Origin of the sequence: Variovorax sp. MSC1_012, from assembly GCF_023667525.1 — a bacterium.
Taxonomy (GTDB): domain Bacteria; phylum Pseudomonadota; class Gammaproteobacteria; order Burkholderiales; family Burkholderiaceae_C; genus Variovorax; species Variovorax beijingensis_B.
This window is the reverse complement of sequence record NZ_CM174443.1, coordinates 3,028,350-3,043,400: the sequence shown is the minus strand read 5'-3', so window position 1 is coordinate 3,043,400 and position 15,051 is coordinate 3,028,350. Positions and strand designations below refer to the sequence as shown.

Sequence of the window (15,051 nt, the reverse complement as noted above, 5' to 3'; positions counted from 1 at the left end):
GCGCCCAGCGTGCTACAGCACGAAGGGCACGAAGCGCTTGGTGCGCTGCATGTAGTCGCGGTAGGCATCGCCGAAGTGCGCGATGCATTCCTTCTCGTCGCGCAGCGCCGTCAGGAACAGCAGCACCGTGGCCGCCAGCACCAGCGCCAGCGTGAGCCAGGTGAACTGCTTCAGGAAGGCGCCCCAGGCCAGCAGCATGAGCGCCGTGTACATCGGGTGGCGGATGTAGCGGAAGGCGCCGGTGGAAACGATGGAGGACGTCTTTTCGAAACCGTAGAGCGCCGGATCGTCGCTGCGCGCCTCGGTCGGCTTGCCGTGGGCCTTGAGCAGCTTCACCGCATGGATCGGCAGCCAGATCGACAGCGCGAGGAACACGCAGGAGAGCAGCTGGGTGAACGACAGCGGGTCGACGTGCCACACCGGCAGGTTCACGATGATCAGCACCAGCATGCATTCCCACGCGAAGAAGCGGTAGAAGCCATGCGAGCCGGGCTGGCGCAGCGGGCCGCGCGAAACGTACAGCAGCGCGGCCGTGCCGGCAATGAAGAGAAAGATCTGGAACCAGAGAAGCATGGCGGCCGAATTTACACGGGCCGCCCGGCTTCAGCCAGAAATGGAGAATCCGCCGTCGACCGGGATCGCGGTGCCGGTCACGTAGTCGGAGGCGGGGCTCGAAAGGAACACCGCGGTGCCGGCGATGTCGGCCGGCTGGCCCCAGCGCCCGGCAGCGGCGCGGGCCACCACGCGGTCATAGAGGCCCGGGATCTGGCTGCGGGCGCCGTCGGTCAGCTCGGTCTCGAACCAGCCCGGCAAAATTGCGTTGACCTGGATGTTGTCGGCCGCCCATGAAAGCGCGGTCGACTTGGTGAGCTGCACGATGCCGGCCTTGCTCGCGGCATAGGCAGGCGCATAGGGCGCGCCGAAGATCGACATCATCGAGCCGATGTTGATGATCTTGCCGCCACCCGCCGCCTTCAGGTGCGGATGCGCGGCGCGGCTGCAGAGAAAGGCGCTGGTCAGGTTGGTGTCCAGCACCAGGTGCCATTCGTCCAGCGCGAGCTGGTCGACGGGCTTGCGCACGGTGGTGCCGGCGTTGTTGACGAGGATGTCGAGCCGGCCGCAGCGCGCGGCCGCTTCGTCGACCGCCTTCTGCACCGAGGCTTCGTCGGCCACGTCGACTTCGAGCGCGAAGCTGTCGCTGCCCAGGGCCCTGAGCGCCTCGACCGCGGCGGCCGACTTCTGCGCGTTGCGCGCGGCAATGACCACGCGGGCGCCGGCCTTGGCCAGCCCTTGGGCCATGCCCAGTCCGATGCCGCCGTTGCCGCCGGTGACGAGCGCTGCTTTTCCCGTGAGATCGAACATCAGGTGGTTTCTGGTTTCTTGGAGACGAGGGTCAGGATATCGTAGCTCGCGACGAGTTCGCCGTCCTGGTTGGTCACCTCCACGTCCCAGGCCACCACGCCCTGTCCCTGGCCGCTCGCGTCCTTCCTGTTGCGGTCGATCTTGCGCTTGCAGGTCAGGCGCGCACGGATGGTGTCACCGATGCCCACGGGCTTGACGAAGCGCAGCGTATCGAGGCCGTAGTTGGCAAGCACCGGGCCCGGCGCGGGCGACACGAACAGGCCGGCCGCCGCCGACAGCACGAAGTAGCCGTGCGCGATGCGCTTGCCGAACGGCGACTCCCTGGCCGCGACCTCGTCGAAGTGCATGTAGAAATAGTCGCCCGAGATGCCGCCGAAGGCCACGATGTCGGCCTCGCCAACCGTGCGGCGGTGCGTGAGCAGCGAGTCGCCGATGCGCAGGTCCTCGAAGTGGCGGCGGAACGGGTGCACCTCGCTCTCGCGCACGGCCGCGCCGCGCACGTGTTCGCCTGTGATCGCGGCCAGCATGGTGGGCGAGCCCTGCACTGCGGCGCGCTGCAGGTAGTGCTTCACCGCGCGCAGGCCGCCGAGTTCTTCGCCGCCGCCCGCGCGGCCCGGGCCGCCATGCTTGAGCTGCGGCAGCGGCGAGCCGTGGCCGGTCGATTCGGCGGCTGCCTCGCGGTCGAGCACCAGCAGGCGGCCGTGCCATGCGGCGGCCACCGGAATGGCCCTGGCCGCGATGGCCGGGTCGCGCGTGACCAGCGTGCCGACCAGGCTGCCGCGCCCGCGCGCGGCCAGCGCCAGGGCTTCGTCGATGCCGTCATAAGGCATCAGCGTGCTGACGGGGCCGAAGGCTTCGACATCGTGTGCGGCGTCGTGCTCGAGGGGCTTACGGCTCAAGAGCAGCGTGGGTGCGAAGAAGGCGCCATCGGCCGCGCCGTCGCCCACGGGCGAGAAGCCGTCGCGCTCGCCGTAGACCAGCTCGGCGCCCTGCAGCAGCGTCGCCACGCGCTCGGCCACGTCGGCCTGCTGCGCGCGCGAGGCGAGGGCGCCCATGCGCACCTCTTCGCGCGACGGATCGCCGACAACGGTCTTGGCCAGCCGCGCGCGCAGCCGCTCGGCCACGGCATCGAGGTGCTGGCGCGGCACGATCGCGCGGCGGATGGCCGTGCATTTCTGGCCGGCCTTGATGGTCATCTCGCGCGCCACCTCCTTCACGAAGAGGTCGAACTCCTCGTCGTCCGGCGTCACGTCGGGTGCGAGGATCGCGCAATTGAGCGAGTCGGCCTCGGCATTGAACGGGATCGACTGGCGCACCAGGTTCGGATGCACGCGCAGCCTGGCGGCGGTGTCGGCCGAGCCGGTGAAGGTGACCACGTCGGCCCCTTCGAGCCGGTCGAGCAGGTCGCCTGTGCCGCCGATCACGAGCTGCAGGCTGCCTTCGGGCAGGATGCCCGACTGCACGATGAGCCGCACCAGCGCTTCGGTGAGATAGCTGGTGGCCGTGGCCGGCTTGCCGATGCAGGGCATGCCCGCGAGGAAACTGGGCGCGAATTTCTCGAGCAGGCCCCACACCGGAAAATTGAAGGCGTTGATGTGCACCGCCACGCCGCCGCGCGGCACCAGGATGTGCGTGCCCGCGAAGCCGCCCTTCTTGCCGAGCGCAAAGGCCGGGCCTTCGTGCACCAGGTTGCCCGAGGGCAGCTCGTTGCTGCCGATGCCCGCATAGGCGCTCAGCGTACCGGCACCGCCTTCGATGTCGATCCAGCTGTCGGTGCGCGTCGCGCCCGTGTGGGCCGAGATCGCGTAGAGCGTTTCCTTGTGGGTTGCGAGGTACTTGGCCAGCGCCTTCAGCCGCTCGGAGCGCTGCTGGAAGTCGAGCGCCATCAGCGCGGGCAGGCCGACGCGGCGCGCATAGGCCAGCGCCTCGGCAAAGTCGATGGCCTCGGCGTGGGTAGCGGCCACGGGCGTGCCGTTGACGGCGCTGCGCAGCTGCTGCGCGCTCTGCTGGCCGATCCAGCGGCCGGCAATGTAGCTTTGGAGGAGGGTGGTCATGGTCGATGTCCTTTCCGTGTTGCTCCTTCCCCCGCTGGGGGAAGGCTGGGATGGGGGCTGTCCCCGAATTCAAGCCGTGTGGAGCTGGAGGTCGCGTGCCCCCACCCCCGCCCTCCCCCGGAAGGGGAGGGAGAAAAGCGGGTCATTCCTTCTTGCCGATGCCGAGGTAGGTATCGATGATCCGTTGGTCATGCAGCAGGTCGCGCGCCTTGCCTTCGAGCGCCACGGCGCCCATCTCCAGCACATAGGCACGGTCTGCCACCTGCAATGCGGCGCGCGCGTTCTGCTCCACCAGCAGCACCGAGACGCCATGGCTTCGCAATTGCGAGACCACGCGCAGCACTTCGCGCACCACCAGCGGCGCCAGACCCAGCGAAGGTTCGTCGAGCATCAGCAGCCGCGGGCGCGCCATCAGCGCGCGGCCGATGGCCAGCATCTGGCGTTCGCCGCCCGAGAGCGTCGAAGCCAGCTGCGGCTTGCGTTCGCGCAGCCGCGGAAAGATTTCGAACACCTCTTCCATGCACGCACGCTGGTCGCGCTTGCCCTTGCGCCACTGGTAGAAGCCGCCGAGCAGCAGGTTGTCCTCGACCGACATATCGCCGAACAGCTCGCGCCGCTCGGGCACCAGCGCCACGCCGCGCGCCACCATGGTCTCGACGCTCGGGCGCGCGATGCGCTCGCCATGCAGCGCGAGGCCGCCGGTGGAGGGCAGGAGTCCCATCGCCGCGCACAGCAGCGTGGTCTTGCCGGCGCCGTTGGGGCCGATGACAGTGACGATCTCGCCTTCGTTCACATGCAGCCGCACGCTGTGCACCGCTTCGACACTCCCGTAGGCAACGCTGAATTCTTCGAGTTGGAGCAGGTTGCTCATTTGCCTATCTCCGGACAACGTTCTGTTTCAAGGGGCCGCCGCGCACGGCCGCCCGAAGCGGCCGGCCCGCCCCCGGTAGGAGGTTGGCGAAGCGACACGAAGTGTGCGCAGACCGGGGGCGAGCTCATGCTTCGCCGCCCAGGTAGGCTTCGAGCACGCGCGGATTGGCCTGCACTTCGGCCGGCGTTCCGGTGGCGATGACGGTGCCGAATTCGAGCACCGTGATGCGGTCGGCCAGGTTCATCACGAATTCCATGTCGTGCTCCACCACGAGGATGCCAAGGCCTTCGGCGCGCAGCTGGCTCAGCAGCACGGAAAGCGCGCGCTTCTCCAGGTGGCGCAGGCCCGCGGCGGGTTCGTCGAGCAGCAGCACCGAAGGCTGTCCGGCCAGCGCGCGCGCGATCTCGACCACGCGCTGCTGGCCCAGCGAGAGCGATGCGGCCGGCGTGTCGGCATGCGCGCCGAGGCCGCAGCGTTCGATCTGGCGGCGCGCCTCGGCCATCAGCGCGGCTTCCTCGGCGCGGTCCAGCCGCAGCATCGCGGCGATCCAGCCCCGCCTGGCACGCAGATGCGCACCCAGCGCCACGTTCTCGACCACGCTGCGCTGCCCGAGCAGACGCACGTGCTGGAAGGTGCGGCCCAGGCCGAGCGCGGCGAACACGCGCGATGGCTTTGCCGTCATCGGCTGGCCCGCAAGCCGCACTTCGCCGGAGCTCGGGTCGTCCACGCCCGAGACCATGTTGAAGAAGGTGCTCTTGCCCGCGCCGTTCGGTCCGATCAGTGCGTGGATCTCGCCGGCCTTCAGCGTCATCGAGATGTCGTTGTTGGCCACCAGGCCGCCGAAGCGCTTGCTGACCTTGGTGGCCTGCAGCAGCACCTCGCCCCTGGCGGGCAGGTCGCGGTGTGCGAGCTGCACGGGCGGCGCGGCGGGCCGCGCGCTGTCGGTGGCGGCAACGGCATGCGGGCGTACCCAGCGGCTGGCAATGCGCGCGAGCGTGGGCCACAGGCCGTCCGCAAAGCGCTGCAGCACGAAGAGCATGAGCAGGCCGAACACGATCACTTCGAAGTTTCCGCTGCTGCCCAGCAGCGAGGGCAGCAGATCCTGCAGCTTTTCCTTCAGCAGCGTGATGAGCGCGGCGCCCAGCACCGCGCCCCACAGGTGGCCCGCGCCGCCCACCACCGCCATGAACAGCAGTTCGATGCCGATGTTCAGGTTGAAGGGCGTCGGGTTCACGAAGCGCTGCAGATGCGCATAGAGCCAGCCCGAGACGGCCGCCAGCAGCGCAGCCAGCACGAACAGCTTCACACGGTGGCGCGCCGTGTCCACGCCCATCGACTCGGCCATCAGCCGGCCGCCCTTGAGCGCGCGGATGGCCCGGCCTTCGCGCGAATCGAGCAGGTTGTGCATGGCCCACAGCGCGAGCAGGAGCACGGCCCAGATCACCACGCCCAGCGCGCGCGGCGTGGCCAGCGAGTAGCCGGCAATCACCAGCGGCGGCACGCCGGTGATGCCCGTCTGCCCGCCAAGAAAATCCATGTTGCCGAGCAGGTAGTACAGGCTCAGGCCCCAGGCGATGGTGCACAGCGGCAGGTAGTGGCCCTGCAGCTTGAGCGTGACCGCGCCCAGCGCCCAGGCGAGCGCAAAGGTGAAGACGAGGCCGAGCACCAGCCCGGCCCACGGCAGCAGCGCAGGGCTCACGGCGCCGCCCATCCATGCGGCGGCCGTGGGCGAGGTGCAGATCCACGCGGTGGCGTAGGCACCCATGCCGACGAATGCGGCCTGGCCGAAGGAGGTCATGCCGCCCACGCCGGTGAGCATCACCAGGCCGGCCGCGACCAGGGCATAGAGCCCGATGTTGCTGAGGACCGAGACCGTGAACTCCGGCAGGAAGCCCCAGGCGAGGGCCAGCGCCGCCACGCAGGCGAGCGTCAGCTGCCGGGGCGTGACGAGCGCGCCGCCGGCCGGTGCGGCGGTGGCTGTTGCGGTTTTGCTGGACGGGGTGTTGTTCATTCCTCGTCCTCCACATGGTGGCTGTGCAGCGAACGCCACCACAGCACCGGAATGATCAGCGTGAAGACGAGCACCTCCTTGAAGGGGCTGGCCCAGAACGAGGCAAAGGCCTCGAGCTGCCCGACCAGCAGCGCGCCCGCCAGCGCCAGCGGATAGCTCGCCAGCCCGCCCACGATGGCTGCGACGAAGCCCTTCAGCCCGATCAGGAAGCCGGTGTCGTAGTACACCGTGGTGAGCGGCGCAATGAGCAGGCCGGAGACCGCGCCGATGAGCGCCGCGAGCGCAAAGCTCAGGTCGCCCGACAACTCCGTCGGAATGCCCGACAGCCGCGCGCCCACGCGGTTGATGGCCGTGGCGCGCAGCGCCTTGCCGATCATCGAGCGGCCGAAGAACAGGAACATTGCAAGCACCAGCAGCAGCGTGACGCCGACCACCACCAGCGACTGCCCGCTGACCGGAATGCCGCCGATGTCGAAGCGCTCCTCGGAGAACGCGGTGGTCCGGTAGCCCTCGGCACCAAAGAAGAGCAGGCCCAGCCCCACCAGCACGCCATGCAGCGCGACCGAGACGATCAAGAGCATCAGTACGTTGGCGCTGGCCAATGGCCGGTAGGCGAGGCGATAGAGCAGCGGCCCGAGCGGCATGATGAGCAGCAGCGTGGTGAGCGTCTGGCCCGCCATCGAGTCTGGCTTGAGCAGCAACACCAGCGCGGCGGCGGCCAGCGGCAGCACCACGCACCATGCGAGCGCGGAGGCCCAGTCGACCACCGCGCCGCGCTTCCAGCGCCAGAACTCGACCACCAGCACCATCGCCGCCAGCGCGAGCAGCAGCCACAGCGTGGCCGGCACGCGGCCGGCCTGCAGCACCGCCATCGAGAGCGCCCCGAAGGCGACGAACTCGCCCTGGGGAATGAAGATGACGCGCGTGACGGAGAACACCAGCACCAGTGCGAGCGCCATCAATCCGTAGACGGCGCCGTTCACGATGCCGTCCTGCCCCAGCAACAGGGCGATCTGCAGATCCATATAACTACAGCCTTCGGGCAGCGCCCGTGAGTCAGGTCAGGAACACCGAGGAACCGGCTTTGCCGGGCCTCTGGTATTGCCCCCGGTAGGGGGAGAGAAGCGACACGAAGTGCGCGAAGCCTGGGGGCGAGCCGAGTTTCAGGGCTGGTATTTCCAGGCGCCGTTCTCGATCTTGACCATCACGCGTGCGCGCTGGTCCAGGCCCAGGTGGTCGTTGGCGGTCATGTTGAACACGCCGTGCGCGCCCGACACTTCCTTGACTTGCTCGAGCGCATCGCGCAGCGCGGCGCGGAATTCGGGCGTGCCGGGCTGCGCCTTCTTGAGCGCCACCGGCACGGCCGAGGTCATCAGGAGGCCCGCATCCCAGGCGTGCGCGCCGAAGGTCGACACCGAGTTCTTGCCGTTCGCGGCCTCATAGGCCGTGACATAGGCCAAGGCCGACTTCTTCACCGGATGGCTCGCGGGCAGCTGCTCGGCCACCAGCACCGGGCCGGCGGGCAGCAAGGTGCCTTCCACGTCCTTGCCGCCGACGCGCAGGAAGTCGGCATTGGCCACGCCGTGCGTCTGGTACATCTTGCCGGTGTAGCCGCGCTCCTTGAGCGTCTTCTGCGGCAGTGCGGCCGGCGTGCCCGAGCCCGCGACCAGCACCGCGTCGGCCTTGGCGGCCATGATCTTCAGGGCCTGCCCGGTCACCGAGGTGTCGGTGCGCGCATAGCGCTCGTTGGCCACGATCTTGAGCTTCTTCAGTTCCGCCGCCTTGGCGAATTCCTGCGACCAGCCTTCGCCGTAGGCATCGGAGAAGCCGATGAAGGCCACCGTCTTCACCCCGCTCGCGGCCATGTGCTCGGCAATCGCGAGCGACATCATGATGTCGTTCTGCGGCGTCTTGAAGACCCACTGCTTCTTGGCGTCCATGGGCTCGACGATGCGGGCCGACGCGGCAATGGAGATCATCGGCGTCTTGGCTTCGCTCACCACGTCGATCATCGCGAGCGAGTTGGGCGTGGTCGTCGAGCCCAGCACGATGTCGACTTTGTTCTCGGCGATGAGCTTGCGCGTGTTGGCCACGGCCGCCGTGGTGTCGGAAGCGTCGTCCAGCACGATGTAATTGATCTTCTGGCCGCCGATGGTCTTGGGCATCAGCGCAATGGTGTTCTTCTCGGGAATGCCGAGCGAGGCGGCCGGGCCGGTGGCCGACAGCGTCACGCCGACATTGACGTCGGCCCAGGCCGCGGCGGCGGTGGCGCACAGCGCGGCGATCAGCAGGGGCTTGAAGAAGAATTTCATTTTGGACTTGTCTCCGGGTTGAAAAATCGTTGTGGTGTCATCGCTCGTCGAAGGACAAGGTGACACGTTCTGTGAGAGGGTGGGCCTGGCAGGTCAGCACGAATCCCGCGGCTACTTCATTCTTGTCGAGCGCAAAGTTTCTTTCCATGCGGACTTCCCCCTCCACCAGCTTGGCGCGGCAGGTGCCGCACACGCCGGAGGTGCACGAGAACGGCACTTCGAGTCCGGCGGCCGACGCTGCATCGAGGATGCTCGGCTGCCCTTCGGTGAAAGTGATCTCGCGCTGCAGCCCGTCGCGCACGATGGTGATGCGCGCCTGCTTGGCATCGCCGGGCAGCGCTTCGTGCACCACCGCACCCACCTGGCCTGCCGACGCGGCCGAAGGCAGCGCGACGCCGAAGCGTTCGATATGGATGCGCTCCTCGGGCACGCCGGCGGCGAGCAGCGCGGCCTCGGCCTCGTCGTTCATCTGGAACGGGCCGCAGATGTAGGCGTGGTCGATGCTGGCGGCCGGCACCAGCGCATTCAGGAACTCGCCGATCTTCTCGCGGTTCATCACGCCGCGGCCGAGCGGCGAATCCGTCTGCTCGTCGGAGAACACCAGCTGCAGCGCGAGCCGCGTCATGTAGCGGTTCTTCAGGTCCTCGATCTCTTCTTTGAACATCGTGGACTGCAGCTGCCGGTTGCCGTAGATCAGCGTGAAGCGGCTCAGCGGCTCGCGCGCCAGCACGGTCTTCATGATCGAGAGAATGGGCGTGATGCCGCTGCCGCCCGCAATGCCGACGTGATGCCGTGCGGAGCCCGGCTCGATCGGCACGAAGAAGCGGCCCTGCGGCGCCATCACCTGCACCGTGTCGCCGGGCTGCAGGTGTGCGTTGATCCAGTTGGAGAACACGCCGTCGCGTACCTTGCGCACGCCCACGCGTAGTTCGCCGTCGTCCAGGCCGGCGCAGATCGAATACGAGCGGCGCAGGTCCTGCCCGTCGATGTCGCGGCGCAGCGTGAGGTACTGGCCCTGCGTGAAGCCGAAGACCTGCTGCAACTCGGGCGGCACCTCGAACGAGACGATGACAGCCTCCGAAGTGTCGGGCTCGACGGCCTTCACGCGCAGGGGATGGAAGAGGGTGCTCATCGCTCAGATCGGCTTGAAGTGTTCGAAGGGTTCGCGGCAGGCAAGGCAGCGGTAGAGCGCCTTGCATGCGGTGGAGCCGAAGGCGGAGAGGCGTTCGGTGCGCTCGCTCGCGCAGCGCGGGCAGGCAATGCGTTCGCCGCCGGCGATGCGGCCGAAGAGGCGGATGGGCACGGCGGTGCCGGCCGCAGCTTCTGGCGTGAGGTGGGCCGGCGGCGCGATGCCATAGGCATTGAGCCTGGCGCGGCCTTCCTCGCTGATCCAGTCGCTGCTCCAGGCGGGCGCGCGCCGCAGGGTGGCGCGTGCGCGGCCGAGGCCTGCCTTTTCGATGGCAGCCAGCACGTCGTGCTCGATGGCTTCGGTCGCAGGGCAGCCCGAGTAGGTCGGCGTGAGCACGATCTCCAGCCCGTCGTCATGGTCGATCACCTCGCGCACGATGCCCAGGTCGCAGACCGACACGGCCGGCACTTCGGGGTCGAGGACCGTGTGCAGCACGGCCCAGGCCGCGTCGACGCGCGATGCAATGGCGGTGTTCACCACACGCCTCCGGGATAGCTGCGCTGCAGGTGCTGCATCTCGGCCAGGATGTAGCCCATGTGCTCGCTGTGCACGCCCTGCTTGCCGGTGCTGCGGAAGGCAGTCTCCTGCGGCATGGCGAGCCCGGCGGCGTCGAGCACCTGCTGCATCTCGGCAAGCCATGGCTCGCGCAGTTCGCTCCATGCAGGGCCGAGGCCGCTCGCACTGGCTTGCGCATCGACCGCATCGCTCTCGAACAGCTCGGGCATGTAGAGCCAGAGCTGCTTCAGCGCCTTTTCCGTGCGGCGGCGCGATTCATCGGTGCCGTCGCCGAGCCGCACGACCCAGTCGCCCGAATGCTGCTGGTGGTAGCGCGCTTCCTTCACGGCCTTGCCGGCGATGGCGGCCACTTCGGCATCGCTCGATGCTGCGAGGCGTTGCCACAGCAGCTTGAGCAGCGTGGCGACCATGGTGTTGCGCACCACGGCAAACGCGAAGTCGCCGCGCGGCAGCTCGACCAGCGTGAGGTTGAAGTAGTCGCGCTCGTCGCGCAGGTAGGCGAGCTGGTCTTCGTCGTGCTCATAACCGGCGCCTTCGAGCTTGCCGGCGTGCGTGAGCAGCGCGCGGGCCTGGCCGACGAGGTCGAGCGCGATGTTGGCCATCGCGATGTCTTCCTCGAGCACGGGCGCATGGCCGCACCATTCGCCAAGGCGCTGCGCGAGCACCAGGCACGTATCCCCTATGCGCAGCAGGTATTGCACGGCAGGCGTGCGGTTCAGTTCGATCGATGCTTGCATGGCGTGCAGCTCACATGTGGTCCACGGACTTGGGCAATTTGTAGAAGGTGGGATGCCGGTACACCTTGTCCTCCGCCGGGTCGAAGAACATGTCCTTGTCCCCGGGGTCGCTCGCCACGATCTGGTCCGAGCGCACCACCCAGATGCTGCTGCCCTCCTGGCGGCGCGTGTACACATCGCGCGCCATCTGGATCGCCATCTTCGGGTCGGCCGCGTGCAGGCTGCCGCAATGCTTGTGATCGAGCCCGGCCTTGCTGCGCACGAACACTTCCCAGAGCGGCCATTCCTGTTTCGTATCGGTGCTCATGCAGCCTCCTTCATCGGTTGCTTGTTGGCGTGCGCCATGGCGGCCTCGCGCACCCAGGCGCCTTCTTCCCAGGCATCGACGCGAGCTTGCAGCCGTTCGCGGTTGCAGGGGCCGTCGCCGCCGATCACGCGCCAGAACTCGCTCCAGTCGATCGCGCCGAAGTCGTGCGCCTGGCGCTCTTCGTTCCACTTCAGGTCGGGGTCGGGCAGGGTCACACCGAGGATGCGCGCCTGCTCGACGGCGGCATCGATGAACTTCTGGCGCAGCTCGTCGTTGCTGAAGCGCTTGATGCCCCAGCGCATCGACTGCGCCGAGTTGGGCGACTGGTCGTCGGGCGGGCCGAACATCATGACCGAGGGCCACCACCAGCGGTTGACCGCGTCCTGCACCATCGCCTTCTGCGCTTCGGTACCGTGCGTCATCATCGTCAGCAGCGCTTCGTAGCCCTGGCGCTGGTGAAAGCTCTCCTCGCGGCAGATGCGAATCATGGCGCGCGCATAGGGCGCATACGAGCAGCGGCAGATCGGCACCTGGTTCATGATGGCCGCGCCATCGACCAGCCAGCCGATGGTGCCCATGTCGGCCCAGGTGAGCGTGGGGTAGTTGAAGATCGAGCTGTACTTGGCCTTACCGCTGTGCAGCGCATCGAACATCTGGTCGCGCGAGGTGCCCAGCGTTTCGGCGGCCGCGTACAGGTACAGCCCGTGGCCGCCTTCGTCCTGCACCTTGGCCAGCAGGATGGCCTTGCGCTTGAGCGTGGGCGCGCGGCCGATCCAGTTGCCTTCGGGCAGCATGCCGACGATTTCGGAATGCGCATGCTGGCTGATCTGGCGCACCAGCGTCTTGCGGTAGTGCTCGGGCATCCAGTCCTTCGCCTCGATGAAGTCGCCGGCGTCGATGTGCGCGTCGAAGCGCTCCTCGAGCCGCATTTCCTCGGCGGAACGCACGGCTTTCTTCTGCTTGCCGTCGCCTGCGTCCTTGCCCATGGTGTCCATTGCCTGGGTGTACATGTGCGTGTCCTTTCTGTGCGGTGTGTGGGCGCGCGGGCGCTCAGCGCGGGCGCGTGTCGATCACGCGGCGGGCCTTGCCGGTCTGCGTGCGTTCCATTTCGTCGGGGCTGTGCACGACCACGCGGGTGGAGATGCCGACGAGCGTCTTCACGCGTTGCTGCACCCAGTCGGAGATGGCGTTGCGGTCGGCCGCGGCGGCCTCGTGCGGTGTGAGTTCGCAGTGCACCTCGACCTGGTCGAGCAGGCCTTCGCGGCTCACGCGCACCTGGTACAGGCCGGTGAGCGCGCTGTGCGCGAGCACGATCTCTTCCACCTGCGTGGGAAAGACGTTGACGCCGCGGATGATCATCATGTCGTCGCTGCGCCCGACGATCTTGCCCATGCGGCGGAACGAACGCGAGGTGGGCGGCAACAGGCGCGTGAGGTCGCGCGTGCGGTAGCGCACGATCGGCATGGCTTCCTTGCTGAGCGAGGTGAAGACCAGTTCGCCTTCCTCGCCGTCGGCCTTGAGCTCGCCGGTGTCGGGGTCGATGATCTCGGGGTAGAAGTGGTCTTCCCAGATGACGGGGCCGTCCTTGCTCTCGACGCATTCGCTGGCCACGCCGGGGCCCATCACTTCGGACAGGCCGTAGATGTCGACCGCATCGAGGCCGGCCTTGGCTTCGATGTCGCGGCGCATGGCCTCGGTCCACGGCTCGGCGCCGAAGATGCCGATCCTGAGCGAGCTGTCCTTTGCATCGAGGCCCAGGCGCTCGAACTGCTCGATGATCACCTGCATGTAGCTGGGCGTGACCATGATGATGTCGGGCTTGAAGTCCTGGATGAGTTGCACCTGCTTCTCGGTCTGGCCGCCCGACATCGGAATGACGGTGCAGCCCGCGCGCTCGGCGCCGTAGTGCGCGCCCAGGCCGCCGGTGAACAGGCCGTAGCCGTACGACACGTGCACCATGTCGCCGGCGCGGCCGCCCGCCGCGCGGATCGAGCGCGCGACGAGGTCGGCCCAGGTGTCGATGTCCTTCAGCGTGTAGCCCACCACGGTCGGCTTGCCGGTGGTCCCCGACGAGGCATGGATGCGCGCCACCTGCGCACGCGGCACGGCGAACATGCCGAAGGGGTAGTTGTCGCGCAGGTCGGTCTTCACGGTGAACGGAAACTTCGACAGGTCGGCGAGCGACTTCAGATCATCAGGGTGCACGCCCTTGGCATCGAAGGCCTGGCGGTAATGCGGCACGTTGTCGTAGGCGCGCTGCAGCGTGGCGCGCAGGCGCTGAATCTGCAGCGCGGTGATCTCGTCGCGGCTTGCGGTTTCGATGGGCTCGAGCTCGCCGGGTGCGGGGTGTCTGGCTGTCATGGGCTTGTGTCTCCTCAGGCGGCAACGGCGGGGCGGCCCTTGGCGGTGTAGGAACGGCCGCGGAACATGGCGACGCGCTCGCCGCGCTGGTTGATGATCTCGGTGTCGTACACGCCGGTGCGGCCGGCCTTCGACACTTCGAAGCAGCGCGCGGTGAGCACGTCGCCTTCGCGGGCCGGCGCGATGAAGTCGATCGAGAAGCCCGAGGCCACGGTCAGCTCGTTGTACGAGTTGCAGGCGAAGGCAAAGGTGGAGTCGGCCAGCGTGGCCATGAAGCCGCCGTGGCAGATGGCGTGGCCGTTGAGCATGTCGGTGCGCACGCGCATCTCGAGCGTGGCCTGGCCGGGGCCGACCTCGACGATGCGCATGCCCAGGCCCTTGCTGGCGTTGTCGTTCTCGAACATGCCGTCGCGGACGTACTCGGCGGTTTGCTGGGGGGTGCGGGTCTTGTCTGTCATGGCCTAGCGGTCCTTGAATTGCGGTGCGCGCTTGGCGCGGAAGGCCTCGACGCCTTCGCGGTAATCGTTCGCATTGCCCATCTCGCGCTGGATGCGTGCTTCTTCGGCCAGCGCCGTTTCCAGGTCCATGTCCTGCGCCGCGGCCATGGCCTGGCGCGTGGCGACAAGGGCGCGGGTGGGCATGCCGGCCAGCTTCGAGGCGAGTGCGGCGGCCGTTTCGGGCAGTGCCGCGTCGTCCACGCACTGCCAGATCAGCCCGATGCGCGCGGCCTCCTCGGCCGGCAGCTTGTCGCCCAGCATCGCCATGCCCAGCGCCCGCGCCGAGCCCACGAGCCGCGGCAGCAGCCAGGTGCCGCCGGTGTCGGGCACGAGGCCGATCTTGGTGAAGGCCTGGATGAAGCTGGCCGAACGGCCGGCCACGACCAGGTCGCAGCACAGCGCGATGTTGGCGCCCGCGCCGGCGGCCACGCCATTGACGGCGGCAACCACGGGCATCGGCATCGAGCGCAGGCGCGCGACGAGCGGGGCGTAATAAGCGGAGATGACGTGGCCCAGGTCCTTGGGGACGGCACCAGGCGCGGGGTCGGGCGCGACCGAGGGATCGGCCAGGTCCTGTCCGGCGCAGAAGGCGCGGCCTGCACCCGTGAGCACCAGGCAGCGCACTTCCGGATCAGCGGCCGCAAGGTCCAGCGCCGCCATCAATTCGCCATGCATTTCGGTCGTGAAGCTGTTGAGCGCCGTGGGCCGGTTGAGGCTCAGCGTGCGAACGGCGCCGGCATTGCTGGTGAGAACTAAAGGTTCTGGCATGGGCTTGTCTCTGATCCTTAAACACTATTGACCGACCGTCCGGTAGATTTTAAGATCGACCCCGAT

15 protein-coding genes are annotated in these 15,051 nt (G+C 68.1%); all 15 read right to left on the bottom strand.

Going from position 1 to position 15,051, the window contains the following annotated elements; all coding sequences use genetic code 11:
• Positions 1–12 precede the first annotated feature (12 nt).
• The 15 genes from L1081_RS14440 to L1081_RS14370 all read right to left on the bottom strand — a co-directional run bounded on the left by L1081_RS14440 (position 13) and on the right by L1081_RS14370 (position 14,985).
• Complete coding sequence (locus tag L1081_RS14440; RefSeq protein ID WP_489412818.1) at positions 13–573, bottom strand: methyltransferase; 561 nt, start codon at positions 571–573, stop codon at positions 13–15.
• 30 nt (positions 574–603) lie between these two features.
• A complete protein-coding gene (locus L1081_RS14435; RefSeq protein WP_489412817.1) occupies positions 604–1,362 on the bottom strand; it encodes a glucose 1-dehydrogenase in 759 nt (252 codons plus the stop codon).
• Entirely contained in the window at positions 1,362–3,416 is a 2,055-nt protein-coding gene (gene paaZ / locus L1081_RS14430; RefSeq protein WP_489412816.1) for a phenylacetic acid degradation bifunctional protein PaaZ, read from the bottom strand. Before paaZ ends, L1081_RS14435 begins: the two co-directional genes overlap by 1 nt.
• 142 nt (positions 3,417–3,558) lie before the next feature.
• Positions 3,559–4,287, bottom strand: a complete 729-nt coding sequence (locus L1081_RS14425) for an ATP-binding cassette domain-containing protein (RefSeq protein WP_489412815.1) — start codon at positions 4,285–4,287, stop codon at positions 3,559–3,561.
• A gap of 124 nt (positions 4,288–4,411) precedes the next feature.
• Entirely contained in the window at positions 4,412–6,298 is a 1,887-nt protein-coding gene (locus L1081_RS14420) for an ABC transporter permease subunit (RefSeq protein ID WP_489412814.1), read from the bottom strand.
• Positions 6,295–7,323, bottom strand: a complete 1,029-nt coding sequence (locus tag L1081_RS14415) for an ABC transporter permease subunit (RefSeq protein WP_489412813.1) — start codon at positions 7,321–7,323, stop codon at positions 6,295–6,297. Before L1081_RS14415 ends, L1081_RS14420 begins: the two co-directional genes overlap by 4 nt.
• 138 nt (positions 7,324–7,461) lie before the next feature.
• On the bottom strand, positions 7,462–8,610 hold the full coding sequence (locus L1081_RS14410) for an ABC transporter substrate-binding protein (RefSeq protein WP_489412812.1): 1,149 nt from the start codon (positions 8,608–8,610) through the stop codon (positions 7,462–7,464).
• A gap of 37 nt (positions 8,611–8,647) precedes the next feature.
• Entirely contained in the window at positions 8,648–9,742 is a 1,095-nt protein-coding gene (gene paaE, locus L1081_RS14405; protein ID WP_489412811.1) for a 1,2-phenylacetyl-CoA epoxidase subunit PaaE, read from the bottom strand.
• A 3-nt stretch (positions 9,743–9,745) separates the two neighbouring features.
• A complete protein-coding gene (gene paaD, locus L1081_RS14400) occupies positions 9,746–10,276 on the bottom strand; it encodes a 1,2-phenylacetyl-CoA epoxidase subunit PaaD (protein WP_489412810.1) in 531 nt (176 codons plus the stop codon).
• On the bottom strand, positions 10,273–11,052 hold the full coding sequence (paaC, locus tag L1081_RS14395; protein ID WP_489412809.1) for a 1,2-phenylacetyl-CoA epoxidase subunit PaaC: 780 nt from the start codon (positions 11,050–11,052) through the stop codon (positions 10,273–10,275). Before paaC ends, paaD begins: the two co-directional genes overlap by 4 nt.
• A 10-nt stretch (positions 11,053–11,062) precedes the next feature.
• Entirely contained in the window at positions 11,063–11,359 is a 297-nt protein-coding gene (gene paaB / locus L1081_RS14390) for a 1,2-phenylacetyl-CoA epoxidase subunit PaaB (RefSeq protein ID WP_489412808.1), read from the bottom strand.
• Positions 11,356–12,369 (bottom strand): 1,2-phenylacetyl-CoA epoxidase subunit PaaA, encoded by a 1,014-nt coding sequence (gene paaA / locus L1081_RS14385; protein WP_489412807.1) that lies wholly within the window; start codon positions 12,367–12,369, stop codon positions 11,356–11,358. Before paaA ends, paaB begins: the two co-directional genes overlap by 4 nt.
• Positions 12,370–12,409: 40 nt before the next feature.
• Positions 12,410–13,720 (bottom strand): phenylacetate--CoA ligase PaaK, encoded by a 1,311-nt coding sequence (gene paaK, locus L1081_RS14380; RefSeq protein WP_489412806.1) that lies wholly within the window; start codon positions 13,718–13,720, stop codon positions 12,410–12,412.
• 14 nt (positions 13,721–13,734) lie between these two features.
• Entirely contained in the window at positions 13,735–14,178 is a 444-nt protein-coding gene (gene paaI, locus L1081_RS14375; RefSeq protein WP_489412805.1) for a hydroxyphenylacetyl-CoA thioesterase PaaI, read from the bottom strand.
• A 3-nt stretch (positions 14,179–14,181) separates the two neighbouring features.
• Complete coding sequence (locus L1081_RS14370) at positions 14,182–14,985, bottom strand: enoyl-CoA hydratase-related protein (protein WP_489412804.1); 804 nt, start codon at positions 14,983–14,985, stop codon at positions 14,182–14,184.
• Between the last annotated feature and the right edge of the window lie 66 nt (positions 14,986–15,051).

Excerpts from the sequence above, each read along its gene's own strand:
- L1081_RS14415 (WP_489412813.1), bottom strand. The coding sequence starts at position 7,323 with ATGGATCTGCAGATCGCCCTGTTGCTGGGGCAGGACGGCATCGTGAAC.
- L1081_RS14435 (WP_489412817.1), bottom strand. The coding sequence starts at position 1,362 with ATGTTCGATCTCACGGGAAAAGCAGCGCTCGTCACCGGCGGCAACGGC.
- paaE (WP_489412811.1), bottom strand. The coding sequence starts at position 9,742 with ATGAGCACCCTCTTCCATCCCCTGCGCGTGAAGGCCGTCGAGCCCGAC.
- paaK (WP_489412806.1), bottom strand. The coding sequence starts at position 13,720 with ATGACAGCCAGACACCCCGCACCCGGCGAGCTCGAGCCCATCGAAACC.
- paaB (WP_489412808.1), bottom strand. The coding sequence starts at position 11,359 with ATGAGCACCGATACGAAACAGGAATGGCCGCTCTGGGAAGTGTTCGTG.
- L1081_RS14440 (WP_489412818.1), bottom strand. The coding sequence starts at position 573 with ATGCTTCTCTGGTTCCAGATCTTTCTCTTCATTGCCGGCACGGCCGCG.
- L1081_RS14420 (WP_489412814.1), bottom strand. The coding sequence starts at position 6,298 with ATGAACAACACCCCGTCCAGCAAAACCGCAACAGCCACCGCCGCACCG.
- paaI (WP_489412805.1), bottom strand. The coding sequence starts at position 14,178 with ATGACAGACAAGACCCGCACCCCCCAGCAAACCGCCGAGTACGTCCGC.
- paaZ (WP_489412816.1), bottom strand. The coding sequence starts at position 3,416 with ATGACCACCCTCCTCCAAAGCTACATTGCCGGCCGCTGGATCGGCCAG.
- paaC (WP_489412809.1), bottom strand. The coding sequence starts at position 11,052 with ATGCAAGCATCGATCGAACTGAACCGCACGCCTGCCGTGCAATACCTG.
- paaA (WP_489412807.1), bottom strand. The coding sequence starts at position 12,369 with ATGTACACCCAGGCAATGGACACCATGGGCAAGGACGCAGGCGACGGC.
- L1081_RS14410 (WP_489412812.1), bottom strand. The coding sequence starts at position 8,610 with ATGAAATTCTTCTTCAAGCCCCTGCTGATCGCCGCGCTGTGCGCCACC.
- L1081_RS14425 (WP_489412815.1), bottom strand. The coding sequence starts at position 4,287 with ATGAGCAACCTGCTCCAACTCGAAGAATTCAGCGTTGCCTACGGGAGT.
- L1081_RS14370 (WP_489412804.1), bottom strand. The coding sequence starts at position 14,985 with ATGCCAGAACCTTTAGTTCTCACCAGCAATGCCGGCGCCGTTCGCACG.